Annotated in this window: 23 protein-coding genes; 12 read left to right on the forward strand and 11 right to left on the reverse strand. The window is 65.4% G+C overall.

From position 1 onward, the window contains the following. Positions 1–63: 63 nt before the first annotated feature. Positions 64–561, reverse strand: coding sequence for a hypothetical protein (locus AABA84_RS16535; protein WP_338312524.1), 498 nt, complete (start codon positions 559–561; stop codon positions 64–66). A 94-nt stretch (positions 562–655) separates the two neighbouring features. Here AABA84_RS16535 and AABA84_RS16540 point away from each other — a divergent pair, with 94 nt between their 5' ends. From AABA84_RS16540 to AABA84_RS16550, 3 genes are all read left to right on the forward strand, one after another. Continuing rightward, a complete protein-coding gene (locus AABA84_RS16540; protein WP_212249628.1) occupies positions 656–1015 on the forward strand; it encodes a hypothetical protein in 360 nt (119 codons plus the stop codon). A 101-nt stretch (positions 1016–1116) separates the two neighbouring features. After that, positions 1117–1632 carry a DUF3828 domain-containing protein gene (locus tag AABA84_RS16545; protein WP_212249630.1) on the forward strand — a complete coding sequence of 172 codons (516 nt, stop codon included), beginning with the start codon at positions 1117–1119 and terminating at the stop codon, positions 1630–1632. 11 nt (positions 1633–1643) lie between these two features. Next, positions 1644–1901, forward strand: coding sequence for a GNAT family N-acetyltransferase (locus AABA84_RS16550; protein WP_338312525.1), 258 nt, complete (start codon positions 1644–1646; stop codon positions 1899–1901). Between the two features lie 51 nt (positions 1902–1952). Here AABA84_RS16550 and AABA84_RS16555 read toward each other — a convergent pair whose 3' ends face one another. Further along, positions 1953–2348 carry an SPW repeat domain-containing protein gene (locus tag AABA84_RS16555; protein WP_212249635.1) on the reverse strand — a complete coding sequence of 132 codons (396 nt, stop codon included), beginning with the start codon at positions 2346–2348 and terminating at the stop codon, positions 1953–1955. Between the two features lie 318 nt (positions 2349–2666). On the opposite strand from AABA84_RS16555, the gene AABA84_RS16560 reads away from it, so the two are divergent. After that, the gene (locus AABA84_RS16560) at positions 2667–2942 is read left to right on the forward strand and encodes a GNAT family N-acetyltransferase (RefSeq protein ID WP_338312526.1); all 276 of its coding nucleotides are present in this window, start codon (positions 2667–2669) and stop codon (positions 2940–2942) included. A 65-nt stretch (positions 2943–3007) separates the two neighbouring features. On the opposite strand, the gene AABA84_RS16565 is transcribed toward AABA84_RS16560, so the two are convergent. Continuing rightward, a complete protein-coding gene (locus tag AABA84_RS16565) occupies positions 3008–3400 on the reverse strand; it encodes a DUF3597 domain-containing protein (protein ID WP_212249638.1) in 393 nt (130 codons plus the stop codon). A gap of 332 nt (positions 3401–3732) precedes the next feature. Between AABA84_RS16565 and AABA84_RS16570 the strand changes: the two genes are divergently transcribed. Continuing rightward, positions 3733–4641, forward strand: coding sequence for a DUF2189 domain-containing protein (locus tag AABA84_RS16570; protein ID WP_212249639.1), 909 nt, complete (start codon positions 3733–3735; stop codon positions 4639–4641). Positions 4642–4771: 130 nt separating this feature from the next. After that, positions 4772–5596: a lytic murein transglycosylase gene (locus AABA84_RS16575; RefSeq protein ID WP_338312527.1), complete on the forward strand. Its 825-nt coding sequence runs from the start codon at positions 4772–4774 to the stop codon at positions 5594–5596. Between the two features lie 69 nt (positions 5597–5665). Here the strand turns inward: AABA84_RS16575 and AABA84_RS16580 are convergent, their stop codons facing one another. Further along, positions 5666–5992: a hypothetical protein gene (locus tag AABA84_RS16580; protein ID WP_212249641.1), complete on the reverse strand. Its 327-nt coding sequence runs from the start codon at positions 5990–5992 to the stop codon at positions 5666–5668. Between the two features lie 609 nt (positions 5993–6601). Between AABA84_RS16580 and AABA84_RS16585 the strand changes: the two genes are divergently transcribed. The 5 genes from AABA84_RS16585 (at position 6602) to AABA84_RS16605 (ending at position 11319) form a co-directional block, all read left to right on the forward strand. After that, positions 6602–6754, forward strand: a complete 153-nt coding sequence (locus tag AABA84_RS16585) for a DUF1127 domain-containing protein (RefSeq protein WP_007590701.1) — start codon at positions 6602–6604, stop codon at positions 6752–6754. Positions 6755–6881: 127 nt separating this feature from the next. After that, entirely contained in the window at positions 6882–8309 is a 1428-nt protein-coding gene (gene trmFO, locus AABA84_RS16590) for a methylenetetrahydrofolate--tRNA-(uracil(54)-C(5))-methyltransferase (FADH(2)-oxidizing) TrmFO (RefSeq protein ID WP_338308060.1), read from the forward strand. A gap of 7 nt (positions 8310–8316) precedes the next feature. Next, positions 8317–9411 (forward strand): AMP-binding enzyme, encoded by a 1095-nt coding sequence (locus AABA84_RS16595; RefSeq protein ID WP_338312528.1) that lies wholly within the window; start codon positions 8317–8319, stop codon positions 9409–9411. 93 nt (positions 9412–9504) lie between these two features. Beyond that, entirely contained in the window at positions 9505–10062 is a 558-nt protein-coding gene (locus AABA84_RS16600) for a CAP domain-containing protein (protein WP_338308057.1), read from the forward strand. A gap of 78 nt (positions 10063–10140) precedes the next feature. After that, the gene (locus tag AABA84_RS16605; RefSeq protein WP_338312529.1) at positions 10141–11319 is read left to right on the forward strand and encodes an aminotransferase class V-fold PLP-dependent enzyme; all 1179 of its coding nucleotides are present in this window, start codon (positions 10141–10143) and stop codon (positions 11317–11319) included. 11 nt (positions 11320–11330) lie between these two features. On the opposite strand, the gene AABA84_RS16610 is transcribed toward AABA84_RS16605, so the two are convergent. The 6 genes from AABA84_RS16610 to yajC are packed head-to-tail and all read right to left on the reverse strand — an operon-like array spanning position 11331 to position 16983. Beyond that, complete coding sequence (locus AABA84_RS16610; protein ID WP_338312530.1) at positions 11331–12575, reverse strand: threonine ammonia-lyase; 1245 nt, start codon at positions 12573–12575, stop codon at positions 11331–11333. A 45-nt stretch (positions 12576–12620) separates the two neighbouring features. After that, positions 12621–13484 carry a phytoene/squalene synthase family protein gene (locus AABA84_RS16615; protein ID WP_338312531.1) on the reverse strand — a complete coding sequence of 288 codons (864 nt, stop codon included), beginning with the start codon at positions 13482–13484 and terminating at the stop codon, positions 12621–12623. Continuing rightward, the gene (locus tag AABA84_RS16620) at positions 13481–13864 is read right to left on the reverse strand and encodes an Mth938-like domain-containing protein (protein ID WP_106950502.1); all 384 of its coding nucleotides are present in this window, start codon (positions 13862–13864) and stop codon (positions 13481–13483) included. Before AABA84_RS16620 ends, AABA84_RS16615 begins: the two co-directional genes overlap by 4 nt. A 60-nt stretch (positions 13865–13924) precedes the next feature. Continuing rightward, the gene (gene secF / locus AABA84_RS16625) at positions 13925–14944 is read right to left on the reverse strand and encodes a protein translocase subunit SecF (RefSeq protein WP_212249653.1); all 1020 of its coding nucleotides are present in this window, start codon (positions 14942–14944) and stop codon (positions 13925–13927) included. A 10-nt stretch (positions 14945–14954) separates the two neighbouring features. Continuing rightward, a complete protein-coding gene (secD, locus tag AABA84_RS16630; protein WP_212249655.1) occupies positions 14955–16559 on the reverse strand; it encodes a protein translocase subunit SecD in 1605 nt (534 codons plus the stop codon). A gap of 58 nt (positions 16560–16617) precedes the next feature. Then, positions 16618–16983: a preprotein translocase subunit YajC gene (yajC, locus tag AABA84_RS16635; protein ID WP_128933613.1), complete on the reverse strand. Its 366-nt coding sequence runs from the start codon at positions 16981–16983 to the stop codon at positions 16618–16620. A 182-nt stretch (positions 16984–17165) separates the two neighbouring features. Here yajC and AABA84_RS16640 point away from each other — a divergent pair, with 182 nt between their 5' ends. After that, the gene (locus tag AABA84_RS16640; RefSeq protein ID WP_212249657.1) at positions 17166–18158 is read left to right on the forward strand and encodes an ATP-binding protein; all 993 of its coding nucleotides are present in this window, start codon (positions 17166–17168) and stop codon (positions 18156–18158) included. Between the two features lie 181 nt (positions 18159–18339). Here the strand turns inward: AABA84_RS16640 and AABA84_RS16645 are convergent, their stop codons facing one another. Then, on the reverse strand, positions 18340–19737 hold the full coding sequence (locus AABA84_RS16645; RefSeq protein ID WP_338312532.1) for a LysM peptidoglycan-binding domain-containing M23 family metallopeptidase: 1398 nt from the start codon (positions 19735–19737) through the stop codon (positions 18340–18342). Positions 19738–19742: the final 5 nt, after the last annotated feature.

Genomic DNA, 19742 nt, shown 5'->3' on the forward strand with positions numbered 1-19742 from the left:
TCATGGCGGCCCATTTATCGCCATCGCCCGCGCCCCTGCAAGGCCACCGGATGCACGGCTCCCCTACGGCTGCCTGAACGCAAACGGCGTCGCCGTGATGGCCTTCTGCTTGACGCAGGCCTGCGGGCCAAAGCCGCCGCAGAAGCTGCCATGAAGATCGAAGCGGACGGTGCGTGCAGCGCCGCGCTTCACCGGCGGGGCCATGATCCTGTAGCTGCGGACATAGCCGTCAAACACCGGGCGAACGTTGCCGTCCGGCAGCGTCACCAGGATGTTGATGACGCAGCCGCCAGTTCCGCAATAGGTCGTCTCGCGATCGCCGCATTTGGTGTCCTGGAAATCGACGATGTAGTCGTCGCGGCCGTCACCGGTCAGGTCGATCTTGCGCACCGTATCAGGCGCAAAGGTCACCTCGCCGCCGTCCTGGCTGGTGCACTCCTCGTTGGCGTAGCGCAGCGCCTTCTGCACGCCGGCCGGATAGTCGGACGGATTGAACGGCTTTGCATCCTCGGCGCGCGCGGCGGAGACGAACAGAGCGAGCAGCAACATCAAATAGCGCATGCGCGTTTGTCGCTGGCGCGGCCGCGATCGTTCAGGGAATTTTAAACATGATCGGCGCAACCTTCGTCAGTTCTCGCGTAAAGAGTGCCGCATCATGGTCAAAGCGCCCGCCTTCCTCCTGTTGTCGCTGGCGCTCGCCGGATGCGCCGTGGCGCCACAGGCGCATCTGGCCTCCGATCCCGCCTTCAAGCCTGCGCGTTATGCCTGGGACGGCGCCGGCGAGGATCCCAATCGGCCGCGGACAGCCGCACAACCAGCACGGACCGCGGCCCGATCCGAGCGCAACACATCGCAGGCCGGACTTCAGCCTCAGTCGAAGGAATGGTGGCAGGCGCAGGATGCCAGCGAGGCCGACCAGGATGCCAGGGTCAACCGCTCCCTGGTCATCTGCCAGGGGTGCCTGCGCCCGCCGCAGCAGCCCGAAGATTCCAGGCTCGCCAAAGCGGCCGATTGAACCGAACCGCCTTTGCATGGCTCTACTGAGATGCGCGCCGCCGGCCGCCTCGGCCTGCTCTCGCATGCCGTCCTCTCCAGAACATTTCTCCAGGACATTTCATGCTTACCCGTCGGACCTTCGTCGCCGCCGCTCTGCTCGCAGGCGTTGCTCCCGCCTTCGCCGAGACCCCTGCCACGAGCGATCCCGCCGCAATCCTGACTGCGATCTACACCCGCGCGGCCAAGGGCAAGGGCGATGGCGGCGGCGCCTTCGTCATCGAGACCAAGGCGGCCAAGAGCAAATATCTCTCCAAGGCGCTGGTCGCGCTGTGGGCCAGGTCGGATGCGCATACACCGAAGGGCGACGTCGGGCCGGTCGATTTCGATCCGGTCACCAATTCGCAGGAACCGGACGTGAAATCGTTCAAGATTGACGCGGAGAAGATGGAGGCCGACAAGGCGACGATCGCGGTGACCATCACCGGTCACCGCAACGACCGGAAACCCGCCGACCTCATCGTGCGTTACGACTTCGTGCGCGAGGCGAATAGCTGGCGGATCGACGACATCAAGGGCTCCTCCGACGGCGAAGCCTGGTCGATCCGCAAGATGCTGACGAACGCGCTGAAGAGCTGAGCGGAGACGATATGAGCGACGTCATCAACAACAGGGCCGATCACCGCTATGAGCTCGAGGTCGAAGGTCATGTTGCGACCGAGCATTACAAGCTCGACGGCAACGTCATCACGTTCGAGCACACCGACGTGCCGAAGGAGCTCGGCGGCAAGGGCGTCGGCTCGAAGCTGGTGCAAGGCGCGCTCGACCAGGTCCGCGCCGCCGGATTGAAGGTGATCCCGCAATGCCCCTTCGTGAAAGCGTGGATCGAAAAGCATCCGGCGAGGTGAGAGCACAGGCCCGCCGCCTGTAGCCAGCGGGCCTGCGAGATCTGCGGCCGGTCAACCGTGCCTGAGCATGTCCTGGTCATTCAGGTCCCAGTCCTGCCACAGCTGGAGTACCCCCAGCAGGACCAGCACCGCTCCGAGGCTCGTGTGATAGATGCGAAGAAAACCGTCACCGGAATAGCCGAGGGCGTAAGGCGAGCCGATGAGCCACAGTCCGACGAGGATCGTCGTCACCTCCTGCCAGCGCTGCAAGGCGACGTATTCGAGCTGGCTGATGCCGAACACAACCAAGCCGATTGTGACCGCATTCAGGACCACCGTCTGGTTTCCGGTAATTGCCGCCTGATCCTGGATGGGAAACCACGGCGAAGCCACGATGAGCGCGCCGAGCAGCATCCCGCACCAGTCTTCCCATGTTCGATGAGTCTTCAAGAAACCAAAGTCCGACATCGTACCCTCCTGTGACAGAGGCACACGCCGGCGGCTGGCGGCACGACACTCCGAACGTCTAGGCGACCCTGCCGGCCGCATTCGGACGTATGTCCTTGAGAAGACGTGGGAGCCGCCATGGAACTTGCAAGAGCGGTCTCGGCAATTATTGGAGCTGGCGTGGTGTTCGCCAGGGATGACGTCTCATACTGCGCTGCAGCTACAGGTACGCGCGTTTGCAGACATCTGCCGTGCGGCAAGCTCCCATGGCCGCGCCTTGCCAAGGGCTGGGACGAGCTCCTAGATCAACGCGTCAGACGCACGTCGGAAGGATCTTGCATGGTGGCATCGGTACGGGACAACAAGGACAGGAGCCGCTTCGAACTCAATGTCGGCAACGAGGTCGCCTTCGCCAATTACCGGCTGACCCCGACGGCGGTCATCATCACCCACACCGAGACGCCCCGCGCGCTGCGCGGCCGCGGCATCGCCTCCGAGCTGATCAAGGGCGCGCTGGATTTGATCCGGCGCGACGGCCGCAAGGTGATCGCCGGCTGCGGCTTCGTCGTCGACTATCTCGACAGGCATCCGGAGGATGCGGATCTGGTCGTCTGAAAGCAAAAAGGCCCGCGCGACCGCGGGCCCTTACGACACGACCGGCGTTCGGTCAGTGTTTGCGGTCAGTGCTTGATCTCCGGCGGTAGCTTGCCGCCATTGGCGGCGAGCTTGGACATCACCTGCTTGTGCAGCCAGACGTTCATGCTGGCCGAGTCGTTCATGTCGCCGCTGTAGCCGAGCTCCTTGGCGAGATCCTTGCGCGCGGCAAGGCTGGAATCGATGTCGAGCGCCTTCATGAGGTCGACGATCGAGGTACGCCATTCCAGCTTCTCGCCCTTGTGCGCAGCCACCGCCTTGTCGACGATTGCCGCCACATCGACCGCGGCCATGGGTGCGGCGGCCGGCGCCGAAGCGCCGGGCGCGGCTCCAGCAGGCGAAGCTGCGCCGCCAGCGGGCGCGGCGGAGGCCGGCTGGCTGCCGAAGATCGCGCTCATGATTTTCCCGAAAATGCTCATGTCTGCTCCCCGAAAAGGATCCGTTGGAAGGGCCTTGAGTGGCACTTATAGACCAAGTTACTGCGTAGCGCCCGCAAAGTTCCGCGAGCCAACACGCAGCATCAGCTTATCTGCGGCGAAATGACGACCGAATGACACCGTCGAGTTGCGCTGCGGCATCGAATTTCACCCAAGCGTGAGGGACAGGACTCGGAAATAGGCGTACGGTTGCACTTCAGCTCGCGATGCCATCCGGAATTCGCGTCTGGTCGGAATCGCGAAACTCAGAATGGCGGCCGCTCGCGCCGTTTGCCGGCGCCGGATTCGGCCGCTTGGCAAGGGAGCTAGCGACCATGGCCACACTCTACCAGGGCAATGTCCCCACGATGGCCCAGACCGCGGATGCGCCTGGACCGGTGATCCGAACCATCCAGCTGTCCGATCTGCACGATGCACTCAGGCGCGGCTGGGAAGATTTCAAGGCCGTTCCGAGTCACGCCATCATCCTCTGCGTGATCTACCCGGTGCTCGGCCTCGTGCTCGCCCGCGTGGTGATGGGCTATTCGGTGCTGCCGCTGCTGTTTCCGCTGGCCGCCGGCTTTGCGCTGATCGGCCCCTTCGCAGCGCTCGGTCTCTACGAGCTTTCCAGCCGGCGCGAACGCTATGAGGAAGCCAGCGCCTGGGATGCGATGGAGGTGCTGCGCTCGCCTTCGTTCGGGGCGATGCTCGGCCTCGGCACATTGCTGCTCGCCCTGTTCGTGACCTGGGTTGCGACCGCACAGGCGATCTATGTCGCGGCGTTCGGCTATGAGGGCGTGAGCGGCATCTCGGACTTCATGACGCGCGTGCTGACGACGCAGCAGGGCTGGTGGCTGATCGTGGTCGGCTGCGGCGCCGGCTTCCTGTTCGCGCTCGCCGCGCTCTGCATCAGCGCCGTATCGTTTCCGTTGATGCTGGACCGCCATGCCGGCGCGTTCGAGGCGATGAGCACCTCGCTGCGCGTGGTCGCGAGGAACCCGGTGCCGATGGCGGCCTGGGGCGTGATCGTGGCGGTGCTGCTCGCGCTCGGCACGATCCCGGCCTTCCTCGGCCTTGCCGTGGTGATCCCCCTGCTCGGCCATGCCACCTGGCATCTCTACCGCAAGGTGATCGTCTCGGAGCCCGGTGCACGTCCGGTGCCGCCCCCGCCGCATCGTCCGCGCAAGCCGGCTGCCGACTTCCCGGCCAACCTCTTCCCCTGGCGCAACAGGACGGACGCCTGACGATATCGTGACATGCGATCCTGCCCTGGTTCGGGCAGGATCGCGGCCAATGCTACGCCTTGCTTTGGCCGCGGTTCCGACCGAGATTGCGCCGGCCTGTCAGATCGCTTCACGGAATTCATTACCTCGAATGACCTCGACGATTTCTCGTCTCGCTCTCGCAGCTTTCGCCCTCTCCGCGTCAATCCTGTCCGCCCAGCCAGCGTTCGCCGCGGTTGCCTGCGGCTCGGGCAATTTCGATGCCTGGCTTGCGGAGCTCAAAACCGACGCCGCGGCCAAGGGCATCTCACAACAGGCCATTGCATCGGGGCTCGCCGGCGTGACGCTCGATCAGAGCGTGCTCAACCGCGACCGCTCGCAAAAGGTCTTCACCCAGACCTTCGAGGAGTTTTCCGGCCGCATGGTGCCGCCGCGCATGCAACGCGGCTCCAACATGATGAAGCAATACGGCTCCGTGCTATCGCGCATCGAGCAGGCCTATGGCGTTCCCGGCGAGGTCCTGGTCGCGATCTGGGGTCTGGAGACCGATTTCGGCGTCAACACCGGCAAGTTCGCCACGATCCGCTCGCTCGCAACACTGGCCTATGATTGCCGGCGCGCGGAGCAGTTTCGCGCCGAGCTGCTGGACGCGCTGCGCATCGTCCAGCGCGGCGATCTCGCACCAGCCGAGATGAAGGGCGCCTGGGCCGGCGAGCTCGGCCAGACCCAGTTCATGCCGTCGTCCTGGATGAAATACGCCGTCGATTTCGACGGCAACGGCAAGCGCGACCTCCTACACAACGCACCCGACGTGCTCGCCTCCACCGCCAATTATCTCGCCGGCTATGGCTGGCAGAAGGGCAAGGATTGGCAGCCGGGCAGTCCGAATTTCGCGGTGCTGCTGCAGTGGAACAAGAGCGAGGTCTATTCCAAGACGGTCGCCTATTTCGCCACCCAGCTGGCGCGCGCCCCTTAAACACCCATCAACAAACGCGTAGGGCCGATCGCCCGGCGACCGGCCCTCTCTTGTGCGTCTACCTACCCATCACTTGCCCATGGTGGCGTGCATCGCCTTGTTCAGGTGCGCGCCGCATGCGCCCATTTTGCCGTTGAGCAGCGAATCCTGCGCAGCCGCGATCTCCTTCTGCGCCACAAACTTGCTATCACCGTCGGCCATGTTCTCGATCGCGGTCTCCGTCTTCTCCAGGTTGGCCGAGCTGCAACCGCCCGTGGCGTGCTTGGCGGCCTGGGCCGGCGCGACGGCGAACGCGACGGCGGCGATTGCGATAACCCCGAGTAACTTCGTCATGACGTTACCTTCCTTCTCTTGATCTTGGGACAGACCCAGCGACATTGCCGGAATCTGCAACATGACTTTCCTCCGGACGCGGCAACTTGCCGCAATAAATTCCTCGCGAGAATTGCGTGATGTTGCGCGCCACGCAGAGCCGCATGCGGAATTTCTGATTTTCATTACATCCTGGTAATCATCGCCACACCCTTGGCGTGTGCGCGCTGCGCGATCTATGCGTGAGGGGGTCGTTCCGCCGCATTCCGCCGCCAAATCTGTCGGGCCAAGGCTGTCGGGACCCCTCCTGACCCTCCAGCCGATCTCAACAGAAGTGAATCAATATTCATAACAACAACGTCCTTCTCATGCGAATCACGCATGCCGGACTTGGGTGTAGACGCTGATCGCTCGACTTGCCGGCGACAGGCACGCACCATATTTCGGCTATGATCGAGATCAATCGATTGCCCTTAAACCCGTGATTACACGGGCGTTTGTCGCTAGATTCGATCCATACAGCCGAAGCCTTGGGCGAGGCTGGCGAGAGGTTAAGCGTTCCTTACTCCCGATATGCGCTGGTCGCTTAGCTGCATCGCAACATCGGAACTTTCGCACTGCACCACTCTCCCCTATATTCATTTCAACGATGCGGCCCGGGCAAGGGCTGAATCGAACTACAGGAGACTACCAATGCTGCTCTCGCTCATCCGCATGATCCAGGCCTTCCGGGACTATCAGCGCAATGTTGCCGAGCTGTCCCAGCTCAGCGATCGCGAACTGGCCGATATCGGCCTCGATCGCTCGGACATCCCGCGCGTTGCCGCCGGTCAGTATCAGGGCTGATATCGTTCAGCCCTCCACCGGAACGGACCGATAGCGCCCGCCTCGTGCGGGCGTTGTCGTATCTAGCGACAGAAAACTCGATCTCGGCGATTTCACTCCCCGCCGAAAAGCGCTACCTGTCCGCCCCATGACAGGACCTCATTCCAACATCGTGCACGTCATCGGCGCCGGCCTTGCAGGCTCCGAAGCCGCCTGGCAGGTGGCGAAAGCCGGCGTGCCCGTGGTGCTGCACGAGATGCGGCCGACCCGCATGACCGAGGCGCACCGCACCGACGGGCTCGCCGAGCTCGTCTGCTCCAATTCGTTCCGCTCGGACGACGCCGCCAACAACGCTGTCGGCCTGCTGCATGCGGAGATGCGCCGGCTCGATTCGCTGGTCATGCGCGCGGCGGACGCCAACCAGGTGCCCGCCGGCGGCGCGCTCGCCGTCGACCGCGATGGCTTCTCCGCGGCCGTCACCAAGGCGCTCAACGACCATCCCCTGATCGAGATCGCGCGCGGCGAGGTTGCTGGCCTGCCGCCGGCCGATTGGAGCAACGTCATCGTTGCCACCGGCCCCCTCACCTCCGCGCCGCTGGCTGACGCCATCCGCGAGCTGACCGACGAGAACGCGCTCGCTTTCTTCGACGCGATCGCGCCGATCGTGCACCGCGAATCCATCGACATGTCGGTGGCCTGGTTTCAGTCACGCTACGACAAGGTCGGCCCCGGCGGCACCGGCGCGGACTACATCAACTGCCCGATGACCAAGGAGCAGTATGACGGCTTCGTCGCCGCGCTGACGTCCGGCGAGAAGACCGAGTTCAAGGAGTGGGAGACCAACACGCCCTATTTCGACGGCTGCCTGCCGATCGAAGTGATGGCGGAGCGCGGCCCGGAGACCTTGCGCCACGGCCCGATGAAGCCGGTCGGCCTCACCAACCCGCACGATCCCACGACCAAAGCCTATGCGATCGTGCAGTTGCGCCAGGACAACAAGCTCGGCACGCTCTACAACATCGTCGGCTTCCAGACGAAACTGAAATATGGCGAGCAGCAGCGCATCTTCCGCACCATTCCCGGGCTGGAGAAGGCCGAATTCGCCCGCCTCGGCGGCCTGCATCGCAACACCTTCCTCAACTCGCCAAAGCTGCTCGACGGCCAGCTGCGCCTGCGCGCGCAGCCGAGGTTGCGCTTCGCCGGCCAGATGACGGGCTGCGAGGGCTATGTGGAATCGGCCAGCGTCGGCCTGATCGCCGGTCTCTATGCAGCGGCGGACGCGCGCGGTGAGACGCTTGTCAGCCCGCCGGGCACGACCGCGCTCGGATCGCTGCTCGGCCACATCACGGGCGGCCATATCGAGACCATCGAGCCCGGCACACGGTCGTTCCAGCCGATGAACATCAATTTCGGTCTGTTCCCACCGCTTGCAACCGCGCCGACGAAGAAGCCCGACGGCACGCGCCTGCGCGGCAACGAGAAGACGGTGGCCAAGAAGCAGGCGATGAGTGCGCTGGCACTCGCCGATCTCGATCGCTGGATCGCCGATCATTTGCGCATTGCCGCAGCCGCGTGAGTTTGCGATGAGCCTCCCCAAAGACGACGCCGCGACGCTCTCGGCGCGCTGGACCGAGGGCGTGCTGCTCAAGCGCGACGTGTTCTCGACCGTCGAGCGCGGGCGCTTCCGCGGCGACAGCGGCGAGGTCGATGCCGTGCTGCGCAGGCTCGACGAGGTGCCGTGGTGGTCGTTCCTCCTGGCGCGCCATCTGTTCGCCCGCGAGAAGCGCGCGCTGGCGCTCGCCAAGGGCCTCAACGTTGGTCCGGAGCTGCTGTGGGCCGGGCGCCGTGCGCTGGTGCGCGGCTTCGTCGACGGCGCCGCCTTGCATCTGGCCAAGCCGCATGGCGACCTCGCCTATTTCCGTTCGGCCAAGACGGCGCTGCGCCGGCTGCGCCGCGCCGGTATCTGCCACAACGATCTTGCCAAGGAGCAGAACTGGCTGGTCGGCCGCGACGGCCTCGCCTATGTCACCGACTTCCAGCTCGCCGCCTGCTTCAACCGGCGCGGCCGGCTCTATCGCATCCTCGCCTATGAAGACCTCCGGCATCTGCTCAAGCACAAGCGCTCCTATGCGCCCGAGGCGCTGACGCCGCGCGAGCGGAAAATCCTCGCGAAGAAGTCGTTCGCCGCCAGCCTGTGGCTCGCCACCGGCAAGAAGGTCTATCGTGCCATCACGCGTGGCCTGTTCAACTTCACCGACCGCGAGGGCGGCGGCCGCAGGCTGGTGAACGACGCACCGGTGCTGGCGGAACTGATCCGCAAGAATCCGGCCGTGCGCGACACCGCCATCGTCGCCTTCGCCGACCGCCGCTCCGGCGTCGGGCTCTATGCCTTCGTCGAAGCCGACCAGGCCACGCTCGAAGGCGAGCTGCGCAACGAGCTTTCGGCCGCCAAGGGGCCGAAACCGCCGGAGCACATCCAGGTGGTGCACGCGCTGCCACGCGACGCCAGCGGCAAGCCGCGCACCGAGATCCTGCAACTGGTTGCCATGAACCAGCTCGACCTGATCGAGCCGATGATGAAGAACGACCAGGACCGCGCTTTCCTCAAGGACATCCTGGAACAGCGCAAAAACCTGCGCGACCGCTTCAATTTCGAGGCGGACCTGCCAACGAGCTGAGAGGCGGTCTCGCCTTGAAGCGTCCACATTGGCGATAGAGAAGCGGTCGGACAAGGCAGGCTCGGCGGGGTCATGGGCACTCGGGGGACGATGATGCATCGTGTGGTTGGCGGCATGAGTGCCGGCCTTCTGCTGCTGGCGGCCGCGCCCGCAATGGCCGAGTCCCCGGCCGAGCTGATCTCAGGATTCCGCCTCAAGCACGGTGAAGTCCGCGTCGTCCGCGATTCCACCCTCGACCGCATCGCCATGGACCAGGCCCGCGCGATGGCGGCGAAGGACGACCTCAGCCACGACGCGCTCGGCCCCTTCAACCGCCGCGTCGCGCCCGCCGGCGCAGGCCGCGCCGCCGAGAACATCGCCTACGGCTACGACAATTTCGAGAAGACCCTCGGACAGTGGATCGACTCGTCCGGACACCGCAAGAACCTGTTGCTGCACAACGCCTCCCGCGTCGGCATCGCCAGCGCCAGGAATGCCAGCGGCAAGCGCACCTATTGGGCCATGGTGATCGCCGGCGATTACGAGCCGAAGGGCAAGGGCAAGAAGAACAAGGACAAGGAGCCCCTCGTTGCCGTGAAACGGGAGGCTGCGCCTGCAAGCAAGCCGAAATCCAGCAATTGTCACGTCAAGCTGCTCGGCCTCTGCATCTGAGGCGAGCCAAAGCCATCTTGCTCACGCTCGGCAACGCGCCTAATTCATCCACGAGATCGCAAGAAGCGGAGGGCGTGAGTGATCGACCTCGACAAGATTCGTGCCGAGACGCCAGCCACTAGCCGGCTCGCCTATCTCCACAACGCGGGCGCAGCGCTGATGCCGGCGCCGGTTGTCGCGGCGATGAAGCAACACATCGACCTGGAGAGCGAGATCGGAGGCTATGCTGCTGCCGATCGCGAGGCGGACCGGCTCGAAGCGGTCTACGGCTCGGTGGCGCGTCTGCTGAATGCCGTGCCCGACGAGATCGCGCTCGTGGAGAACGCGACGGTCGCCTGGCAGATGGCGTTCTACGCGCTTCCGTTTGCCGAGGGCGACCGGATCCTCACTGCCGAGGCGGAATACGCGGCGAACTATGTCGCCTTTCTCCAGGTCGCCAAGCGCACAGGCGCGACCATCGACGTCGTGCCGAGCGATGCGACGGGCGAGCTCGACGTCGAGGCGCTCGAACGCATGATCGACGAACGCGTAAAGCTCATTGCAATCACCTGGGTTCCGACCAATGGCGGGCTGGTCAATCCGGCAGCGGCGATCGGCAAGATCGCGCGGGTGCAGGGCATTCCCTATCTGCTCGACGCCTGCCAGGCGGTCGGCCAGATGACGGTCGACGTTGAAGCCATCGGCTGCGACATGCTGTCGGCCACGGGTCGCAAATTCCTGCGCGGCCCGCGCGGCACCGGATTTCTCTACATTCGCCGCGCGATGCTGCAACGGCTCGAGCCGCCGATGATCGATCACTTCGCGGCGCCCTGGGTCTCACGCGATGAGTATCGGCTTCGCGATGATGCGCGCCGTTTCGAGACCTGGGAGAACAATTACGCGGCCCGGCTGGGATTGGGGGCGGCTGTCGATTACGCCCTGGAAATCGGCATCGCGCCGATCGAACAACGCTGCCGCATGCTTGCCGGCCGTCTTCGCAGCGGTCTCGCGGCCCTTCCCGGCATCACCATTCGCGACCTCGGACGCGCGCCGGGCGCCATCGTCAGCTTCACGATGGACGGGCACGAGGCGGACGCCGTTGTCGCCAGTGCCGCGGCAGCCGGCATCACGATCGGCGCTTCGGATCCGTCGAGCACGCGTATCGATGCCGAACTTCGCTCCTTGCCGCATGTCGTGCGGGCATCGCCGCATTATTACAACACGGAAGCGGAGATCGATCGGCTGATCGGCCACGTCGCGGGCTTGGCGCCGCGATAGAAGCACGCCGATCAGGTGCAGCGCGCGCTCAATCCGGATGCGCTGAGCTTTGCCATCACCTCGTCGAGATGGGCGCTGTCGCGGGTCTCGATGACCAGCTGCAGCAACGTGGCCTTGGCCGGCAGGTCGGAGAAGGTCCGCTGATGCGAGACCTCGATGATGTTGGCGCCGGCCTCGGCCAAAAGGGCCGCGACGGCTGCCAATTGCCCGGGTCTGTCAGGAATGTCGAGCGAGAGCTGGGTCAGCCGTCCCTCGCGCGCCAGTTCGCGCGTGAGGACGGATGCGATCAGCCGCGTGTCGATATTGCCGCCGCTCAGGACGAGACCGACCTTCTGGCCGGCAAAGCGGGACGGATCGGACATCAGCGCGGCAAGGCCGGCGGCGCCGGCGCCCTCGACGACCGTCTTCTCGATCGAGATCAGGGTCGCAACGGCGCGCTCGAGCTCGGCTTCGCTGACGAGCGCGATGTCGTCGACGAGACGGCGGACGATCTCGGTGGTGATCTTGCCTGGCGTTTTCACCGCGATGCCTTCGGCCAGCGTATCGCCGCGCGCCGGCAGATTGCCGGCATGGATGGCGTTGTACATCGAGGGATAGAGCCAGGCCTCGACGCCCAGGATACGCAGCGACGGCTTGATCGATTTCGCGGCGATGCCGATGCCGCTGATCAGGCCGCCGCCGCCGATCGGCACGACCAGCGTGTCGAGCTCCGGCACGGCCCTCATCATCTCCAGCCCGACCGTGCCCTGCCCCGCGATCACGAGGGGATCGTCGTAGGGGTGGACGAAGATCATGCTTCTGGCCTTGCCGTGGCTTCGCGCGAACGCGGCCGCCTCCTCCAGCGTCGCGCCTGTGACGACCACTTCAGCGCCGTGATGCCTGGTGTTCTCGACCTTCACCATGGGCGTGCCGACCGGCATGACGATGGTGGCGGGAATGCCGAGCCGTTTGGCGTGATAGGCCACGCCCTGCGCATGGTTTCCGGCCGACATCGCGATCACGCCCCGCGCGCGCTCCTCCGGCGTCAGCGCGGTGAGGCGGTTGAGCGCGCCCCGCTCCTTGAACGAGGAGGTGAACTGGAGGTTCTCGAATTTGAGCCAGATCTCGCAGCCGCAGATGCTGCTCAGCGTGCGGCTGTAGCTGCAGGGCGTCTCGACGACGGCGCCCCTGATCGTCTCGGCGGCGGCAGCAATGTCACTTGGGGCGACCGGCAAACCGCTGAGATCGGAGGGCGTGATTGGGGACAAGTCGGCCATAGGACAGCATAGGGCATTTGGCCGGCTCAGGCGATAAGCCAGCCGCTATTTGGTAAACTCACGCGACCGCGAAGCCCGCCACAGCGCCCACAGCGTGCGCAGCCGGGACGATTGCCTCGGCGTAAACGGATTGCGCCCGGGTTGTGACAGGAGCTTGAGGTCGGCCCGCACCTGTCCAAGCGGCAGAAATGCCGGCCGAGCCGCTGCCGGCACCTCCGCCAGCAACGACAGGGCCGCAGCCAGATGCTGCCTCGCTTCGCCCGCGAGCTGGTCCAGCACGGCACGCAAATGCGGCGTCTCCTTGCCGGCGAACACATCCTCCATGTCGCAATCATGGCTCGCCAGCAGCTGCTGCGGCAGGAACAGCTGCCGGTGCGCGGCATCGCGCGGCAGGTTTGCAATGACCTGCACGGTGCCCTGCGCCAACCCGGCATGACGGGCGAGATGCTCGATCGCCTCCGACGGCGGCGCCATGATCCGGGCTGCCAGAGCAAACAACGCGGACGAGGTCGCGGCCAGATAGCCTTCCAGCGCCGCCATGGTCGGCATCGGATCGTTGTAGAGGTCGAACTGGTGCTCGTCGACGAGCAGCGACAGCGGCTCGACCGGCAAGTCGAAATCGCGGATCGCGCGCAGCAACTCCGCCGCGACGGGATTGCCCTCGGCGCTACCGTGGACGAGGCCAGAGAACAGATCGGTCCACCATTGGAAGCGGATCTCGCCGGGCAGAGGCTGGCTCACCTGGTCGCGGACGCGGACGATCTCGACATTGAAGGCATAGAGCGCCAGCAGCGCGCGGCGCTCGGCGGCGGGCGTGAATAGGGTTGCGGCATAACGCGGAAAGTCGTGGCTGCGCACGAGATCGGCGCAGAAAGAAACGTTGTCCGGCGGCGGTGTGGCGCTGCTCATGGGACGGCGATCAGCGCGGCGGCGACGCGCCGCCGTTCGCCGATCATGATGTTGTAGGTGCGCACGGCGGGCCCGGTCTGCATCGTGTCCAGCACCACCCTCACCGCCTTGAGCGCCTGGCGCAGCGCCGGCGGCGGCAGCCAGACCCCGGTTCCGGTGCCGATCAGGAGCGTGTCGATGCTGTTGGCGGCCGTGAAGACCCGGTCCAGCGAATAGCGGTCGATCTTCGCGGGATCCGTCACGTCCCAGGCCCAGATCGCGTCGGGCAGGCACAGCAGCGAGCCCCGATGCGACATGCCGGCGAAGGCGAAGCCGCCCTTGCCATAGGCCTCGATCGGCGCCGAGCGCGGGAAATGCGGTGCGTTGGGATCGCCGGCCATGAGCTTCGTCCGAATGGGCTTACTGCCCTCGCAAACTCCTGCGAGGGCATGCGGTTCGGATCATGCCTTGTTTTTCTTCGCCGGTGGTGCCGTATCGGGCGCATCCTCGCGATGCTCGCCGACGCCGAGATAGATCAGGATCGGTGCCGCGATGAAGATCGAGGTGTAGGTGCCGACCAGCACCACGCCGAACATCATCACCGCGGTGAAGCTGTGGATGGCATGACCGCCGAACAAGAGCAGCGCCAGCAACGCCAGCGTTACCGTGAAGTGGGTGATGATCGAGCGCGACAGCGTCGAGTTGATGGACTCGTTAAGCAGCTGCGGCATCGGCATCTTCTTGTAGCGCCGCAGCATTTCACGGATCCGGTCGTAGATGACGACGGTGTCGTTGAGCGAATAGCCGAGAATGGTGAGCAGCGCAGCGATGCTGGTCAGGTCGAAATCGACCTGGCTGATCGACATGAAGCCGATCGTCAGCACGATGTCGTGCACGTTGGCGATCATGGCGCCGAGCGCGAACTGCCATTCGAACCGGAACCAGAGATAGATCAGGATCGCGATGATCGCGAGCATCAGGCCCAGCATGCCGTAGGCGAGGAGCTCGCCGGCGACGCGCGGACCGAGCACCTCGGCGCGCTCGATGCTGACGCTGTCGCCGAGCGCGCCACGAAGCTTCTGCAGCGCTTGCTGCTGTGCGACGTCGCCGCCCGGCTGTTCCGCGACGCGGATCAGGACGTTCGCGGGGCCGCCGAACTGCTGCAACTGGACTTCGCCGAGGCCCAGCGCGTCGAGCGAGGTGCGCATCGCCGCGATATCGGCGGTGCCGGACTTCGCCTTCACCTCGAGCAGCGTGCCGCCCTTGAAGTCGATGCCCAGATTCAGGCCGTGAGTGAAGAACAGCGTGATCGCCAGGATCGACAGCACCGCCGAGATCGGGAAGCTGATGCGGCGGAAGCGCGTGAAGTCGAAATGCGTGTTGTCCGGGACGATCCGCAGCGACGGCAACAGGCCGAGGGCCGCGACCACGGTGAGAATGGCGATGAGGACGCCGAGCCCGATGAGAACGGTGTGAGTCACGATCAGGCTCCTAGATCGGCACGCTCTGCGGCCGCTTCCACCGCACCCACCAGGCGACGATCAGCCGGGTCATGGTGAAGGCGGTGAACACCGTTGTGATGATGCCGATGCCGAGCGTCACGGCAAAGCCGCGCACCGGGCCGGTGCCGATGTAGAACAGCACCGCGGCGGCAATGAAGGTGGTGATGTTGGAATCGAGGATGGTCGCGAGCGCCCGCTTGAAGCCGGCGTCGATCGCCGAAATCGCGTTGCGGCCGCCGCGCAGCTCCTCACGGATGCGCTCGTAGATCAGCACGTTAGAGTCCACCGCGATGCCGACGGTGAGCACGATGCCGGCGATGCCGGGCAAGGTCAGCGTGGCGTTGAGCAGCGACAGCAGGCCGAAGATCATGGCGACGTTGATGGCCACCGCGATGTTGGCAAACACCCCGAACAGGCGGTAGGTCAGCAGCATGAAGATGATGACCAGGATCGAGCCGACATAGGCCGCGAGCTCGCCCTTCTCGATCGAATCCTGGCCAAGGCCGGGACCGACGGTGCGCTCCTCGACCACGGTCAGCGGCGCCGGCAGCGCGCCGGCGCGCAAGAGGATCGCCAGGTCATTGGCCGATTGCACGGTGAAGCTGCCGGAGATCTGGCCCTGGCCGCCGGTGATGGGCTCGCGGATGACGGGCGCCGATATCACCTTGTTGTCCAGAACGATCGCGAACGGCAGCCCCACGTTCTCCTGCGTGGCCTGTGAGAACTTGCGCGCGCCCGAGGTGTTGAACTTGAAGCTGACGACCGGTTCGCTCGTGCGCTGGTCGAAGGTCGCCTGGGCGTCGGTCAGGTCGCCGCCCGCAACAAGCACCTGCTTCTTGACCACGTAGCCGGGCGGCGGCGGCGTGGCACTCGGCAGGAACTCAGACTCCGGCGGCAACGCGCCCTGCTGCGCCTGATCAGGCGGCACCGAGGGATCGACCATGCGGAATTCCATCTTCGCGGTCTTGCCGAGCAATTCCTTCAGGCGGGTCGGATCCTGAAGTCCGGGGACCTGCACCAGGATGCGGTCATTGCCCTGGCGCTGGATCACGGGCTCGACGGTGCCGAGCTCGTTGACGCGGCGCTCGACGATCTGGATCGACTGCTCGATGGTCTTGCGCATGCGGTCGAGCATCGCGGCCTGCGGGACGGTCAAGCGGATCAGGCTGCCGCCGGCATCGGTCACCTCGAGGTCGCGCTGCCCGCTGGAGCCCATCAGGCCGCCCAGCGGCTGAGACAGCTCGCGCAGCTTGGCGAGCGCAGCCTGAACGTCGGATTCCTTGGTGATGCGAACCTCGGCCGCGTCGTTGCGCACGGTGACGCCGCCGGTGAAGCCGATCTTGGCATCGCGTAGCGTCCGGCGCACGTCGTCACGGACCTGGTCGAGCCGCTCCTTCTTCACATAGGCGGAATCGACCTCGAGCAGCAGATAGGAGCCGCCCTGGAGATCGAGGCCGAGGACGATCCGCCGCTGCGCCCAGGCGGGCCAGGTCTTGACCTGCGCCTCGGGGAAGAAGTTCGGGACCGCGCAGAGGCACACGATCAGCGCCGTCAGGATAATCCCGAGCGCTTTCCACCGCGTGAAATACAACATCGACTGGACCTGTCAGATCAGGAGACTTGCAGCAGACTTAAGAGACCCGCGGAAGCGTTCACTTCGCCGCGGTGTCATCCTTCGCGCTTTCCTTGGATTCCTTGGCCGGCTCGCCCTTGGCGCGCACGCCCGAGATCATCTGGCGCATCTGCCGCACGCGCACGCCGTCGGAAATCTCGAACTCGATCTGGTCATCGTCGACGACCTTGGTGACCTTGCCGACGAGGCCGCCCGAAGTCACGACGGTGTCGCCGCGGCGGATATTCTTCACGAGATCGGCGTGGTCACGGACCTTCTTCTGCTGCGGACGCAGAATCAGGAAGTACATGATCACGAAGATCAGGGCGAACGGCAGCAGCGACATCAACATGCTGTTGGTGTCGCCGGCGCCCGCGGCCTGGGCATACGCAGGGGTAATCAGCATTCGGACGATCCTCGTGAGAACGGGGGAAGGCCGGTCAGGCCTTCAAAGGCGACCGGTTCGGTCAAATTCGCGCGGACTATAGCGGCCATTGCCCCAATTGCAACGCTGCCAGACTGCCCTTTTGACCCACCTTGCGGCGCGCCCTCAGGCCCGATAAGGCTGCGTTCTCAGGAACTTCGGACATGCCCAAAAACCTCAGCAAAAGCCCGGCCGGCAAAGGCCCCCGCACCCCTGCCCGCAAGTCCGCCCCCGTCGCGGCAAAACGCCCCAAGGGGACGACCAAGGGGGCCGTCAAGGCAGCCCCAGACCTCTCCCAGGAGCGCATCGTCCGCGCGCTGGAGACCATTGCGGCGCACCTGTCCGCCCAGGGCAAGCCGGCCCTCGAACGCTACTCGTTCAAGCAGGCCGATGCCTATGTCTGGCACCCCGACGGCCGCCTCGCAGCCGTGCCGCGGGTCAGCCGCGTCGAGCTGTTCCTGCTCAAGGGCGTCGATCGGATGCGCGACATCCTGATGGAGAACACCGAGCGCTTCGCCAATGGCCTGCCCGCCAACAATGCCCTGCTCTGGGGCGCGCGCGGCATGGGCAAGTCGTCGCTGGTGAAGGCGGCGCATGCCAGCATCAATGCGGAGCGAAAGCCGGCCGACAGACTGAAGCTGATCGAGATCCACCGCGAGGACATCGAAACGCTGCCGATGCTGATGGAGAAGCTCCGCGACGCCAGCTTCCACTTCATCGTGTTCATCGACGACCTCTCCTTCGACGGCAATGATGCGTCCTACAAATCGCTGAAGGCCGTGCTCGAAGGCGGCATCGAGGGCCGGCCCGAGAATGTCATCCTCTACGCCACCTCCAACCGCCGCCATCTGCTGGCGCGCGACATGATCGAGAACGAGCGCTCGACCGCGATCAATCCCGGCGAAGCCGTCGAAGAGAAGGTTTCACTGTCTGATCGCTTCGGCCTCTGGCTCGGCTTCCACCGCTGCAGCCAGGACGAATACCTCGCCATGGTGCGCGGCTATTGCAGCCATTTCGGCGTCAAGGTCGACGACGAGGCACTGGAGCGCGAAGCGCTGGAATGGTCGACCACGCGCGGCTCCCGCTCGGGCCGCGTCGCCTGGCAGTTCGTGCAGGAACTGGCGGGCCGGCTGGGCGTGAAGCTGACGGCGAAGTAGTCGAATCTTTTGCGGAAGCTATGGCCCCATCCACAACTGTCATTCCCCGCGAAAGCGGGGAATCCAGTACGCCGCGGCTTATCGGCTCAACAATAACTGTCTCTGGAATACTGGGTCGCCCGGTCAAGCCGGGCGACGACACCGTACCTGCGGTGATTGCTTGCCCTACTCTGCGTAGGCCTCACGCCCCGTTCAGGAATTGAAGCGGGTCAACCGGGCTCGATCCCTTGCGGATCTCGAAGTGGAGCTGCGGCGACGCCACCTCCCCGGATTGACCCGACTTGGCAATGACCTGACCGCGCTTGATGGTATCGCCGCGCTTCACCATCAGCTCACTCGCATGGGCATATGCGGTGACGTAGCCGTTGGAGTGCCGAACCAGGACCAGATTGCCGTAACCTTTCAGCTCGTTGCCGGAATAGGCGACGACGCCGTCTTCGGCCGCCTTGACCGGCGTCCCCTCGGGCACCGCGAGATTGATGCCGTCATTGGACTTGCCGTTGGTCTTGGCGCCGTAGGTGGTGACCACCTTGCCGCGCACCGGCCAGCGGAAGGTCGGCAGCGCACTGGTGGTCTCCGCAGCTTTCGCCGGAGCCTCGGCGGGCTTCTCCTCGACATTGGTCGTGGCCTGGGCCAGGCGCGCGCTCTGCACCGGCGTGGCGACCGCCGCCATCCTGGTGGCGGGCGCGGGAGCGGCAGCAACCGGCTGGAGCGTCCCGACAACCGGAGCAGCCCCGACCGGAGCCGCCGCAACCGGTGCCGAGAGGACAGCGGTCTTGGCACCGGGCACGGTCAGCTTGGTGCCGAGCTTGAGCTTGGCCGACGGATCGAGGCCGTTGGCACGGGCCAGCTCAGCCGACGAAATGCGGTTCTTGCGGGCGATGCTGGCGAGCGTGTCGCCATGATTGACGAAGTGGGTGCTCGGCGGCGCAGCCATGGCCGCAACCGGCTTGGCTGCAGGCGCCATCACGGGAGCCGCCGCGACGGGAGCCAACGCGGGCGCGGGTGCAGCGGCCGTCGCCGGATGCGGAATGATCAGCTGCTGGCCGGGCGAGAGCGAACGCGGCCCCTTGTAGCCGTTGGCGGCAAGGATCGCCTGCGGCGTGACACGATACCGCTTGGCAATCACGTCGAGCGTGTCGCTGGTGCCGACGATGATCTTGGTCCCTCCGGCCGGTGGAGCCGCGGCCACGGAACGCGGCGGCACGGTGGCCGTGGTCTCGAGATGCGGCTGCGCCGGGGGCGCGTAGGAGCTGACGCCGCGCCCGCCTCCGGACACGCCACCACCACCCGCGACGGGATAGGATTGCGGTGCAGACACCGCCGGCGGCGGCAAGGGCTGCGACTGATAATAACCGGGCTGCGTCTGCGGCCGCGAATATTGCGGCAGCTCGCGCTGCGGCGGCGGCGCCTGCTGCACCGATCCGGTCTGGTCAGAGGAGAAGGGGTTGGAGAAGTTCGACTGGGACAGCCGCGACGACATGTCGGCGCTGCACCCTGCGAAGCTGAAGGAGATCAGCGCCAGCACCGCGACCTGCGGTACGCGGCGCGAGTAAAGCAACTCGGCGACGACGGACATGGTTA

Origin of the sequence: Bradyrhizobium sp. TM239, assembly GCF_036247985.1 — a bacterium.
Lineage (GTDB): Bacteria > Pseudomonadota > Alphaproteobacteria > Rhizobiales > Xanthobacteraceae > Bradyrhizobium > Bradyrhizobium ottawaense.

Coding starts and splice junctions, on each gene's coding strand:
- AABA84_RS16540 (WP_212249628.1), top strand. CDS start 656: ATGGTCAAAGCGCCCGCCTTCCTCCTGTTGTCGCTGGCGCTCGCCGGA.
- AABA84_RS16620 (WP_106950502.1), bottom strand. CDS start 13,864: ATGGCCGGCGATCCCAACGCACCGCATTTCCCGCGCTCGGCGCCGATC.
- AABA84_RS16580 (WP_212249641.1), bottom strand. CDS start 5,992: ATGTTGCAGATTCCGGCAATGTCGCTGGGTCTGTCCCAAGATCAAGAG.
- AABA84_RS16645 (WP_338312532.1), bottom strand. CDS start 19,737: ATGTCCGTCGTCGCCGAGTTGCTTTACTCGCGCCGCGTACCGCAGGTC.
- AABA84_RS16640 (WP_212249657.1), top strand. CDS start 17,166: ATGCCCAAAAACCTCAGCAAAAGCCCGGCCGGCAAAGGCCCCCGCACC.
- AABA84_RS16615 (WP_338312531.1), bottom strand. CDS start 13,484: ATGAGCAGCGCCACACCGCCGCCGGACAACGTTTCTTTCTGCGCCGAT.
- AABA84_RS16555 (WP_212249635.1), bottom strand. CDS start 2,348: ATGTCGGACTTTGGTTTCTTGAAGACTCATCGAACATGGGAAGACTGG.
- secD (WP_212249655.1), bottom strand. CDS start 16,559: ATGTTGTATTTCACGCGGTGGAAAGCGCTCGGGATTATCCTGACGGCG.
- AABA84_RS16535 (WP_338312524.1), bottom strand. CDS start 561: ATGCGCTATTTGATGTTGCTGCTCGCTCTGTTCGTCTCCGCCGCGCGC.
- AABA84_RS16570 (WP_212249639.1), top strand. CDS start 3,733: ATGGCCACACTCTACCAGGGCAATGTCCCCACGATGGCCCAGACCGCG.
- AABA84_RS16550 (WP_338312525.1), top strand. CDS start 1,644: ATGAGCGACGTCATCAACAACAGGGCCGATCACCGCTATGAGCTCGAG.
- AABA84_RS16575 (WP_338312527.1), top strand. CDS start 4,772: ATGACCTCGACGATTTCTCGTCTCGCTCTCGCAGCTTTCGCCCTCTCC.
- AABA84_RS16565 (WP_212249638.1), bottom strand. CDS start 3,400: ATGAGCATTTTCGGGAAAATCATGAGCGCGATCTTCGGCAGCCAGCCG.
- AABA84_RS16595 (WP_338312528.1), top strand. CDS start 8,317: ATGAGCCTCCCCAAAGACGACGCCGCGACGCTCTCGGCGCGCTGGACC.
- AABA84_RS16560 (WP_338312526.1), top strand. CDS start 2,667: ATGGTGGCATCGGTACGGGACAACAAGGACAGGAGCCGCTTCGAACTC.
- trmFO (WP_338308060.1), top strand. CDS start 6,882: ATGACAGGACCTCATTCCAACATCGTGCACGTCATCGGCGCCGGCCTT.
- AABA84_RS16600 (WP_338308057.1), top strand. CDS start 9,505: ATGCATCGTGTGGTTGGCGGCATGAGTGCCGGCCTTCTGCTGCTGGCG.
- AABA84_RS16545 (WP_212249630.1), top strand. CDS start 1,117: ATGCTTACCCGTCGGACCTTCGTCGCCGCCGCTCTGCTCGCAGGCGTT.
- yajC (WP_128933613.1), bottom strand. CDS start 16,983: ATGCTGATTACCCCTGCGTATGCCCAGGCCGCGGGCGCCGGCGACACC.
- AABA84_RS16610 (WP_338312530.1), bottom strand. CDS start 12,575: ATGGCCGACTTGTCCCCAATCACGCCCTCCGATCTCAGCGGTTTGCCG.
- AABA84_RS16585 (WP_007590701.1), top strand. CDS start 6,602: ATGCTGCTCTCGCTCATCCGCATGATCCAGGCCTTCCGGGACTATCAG.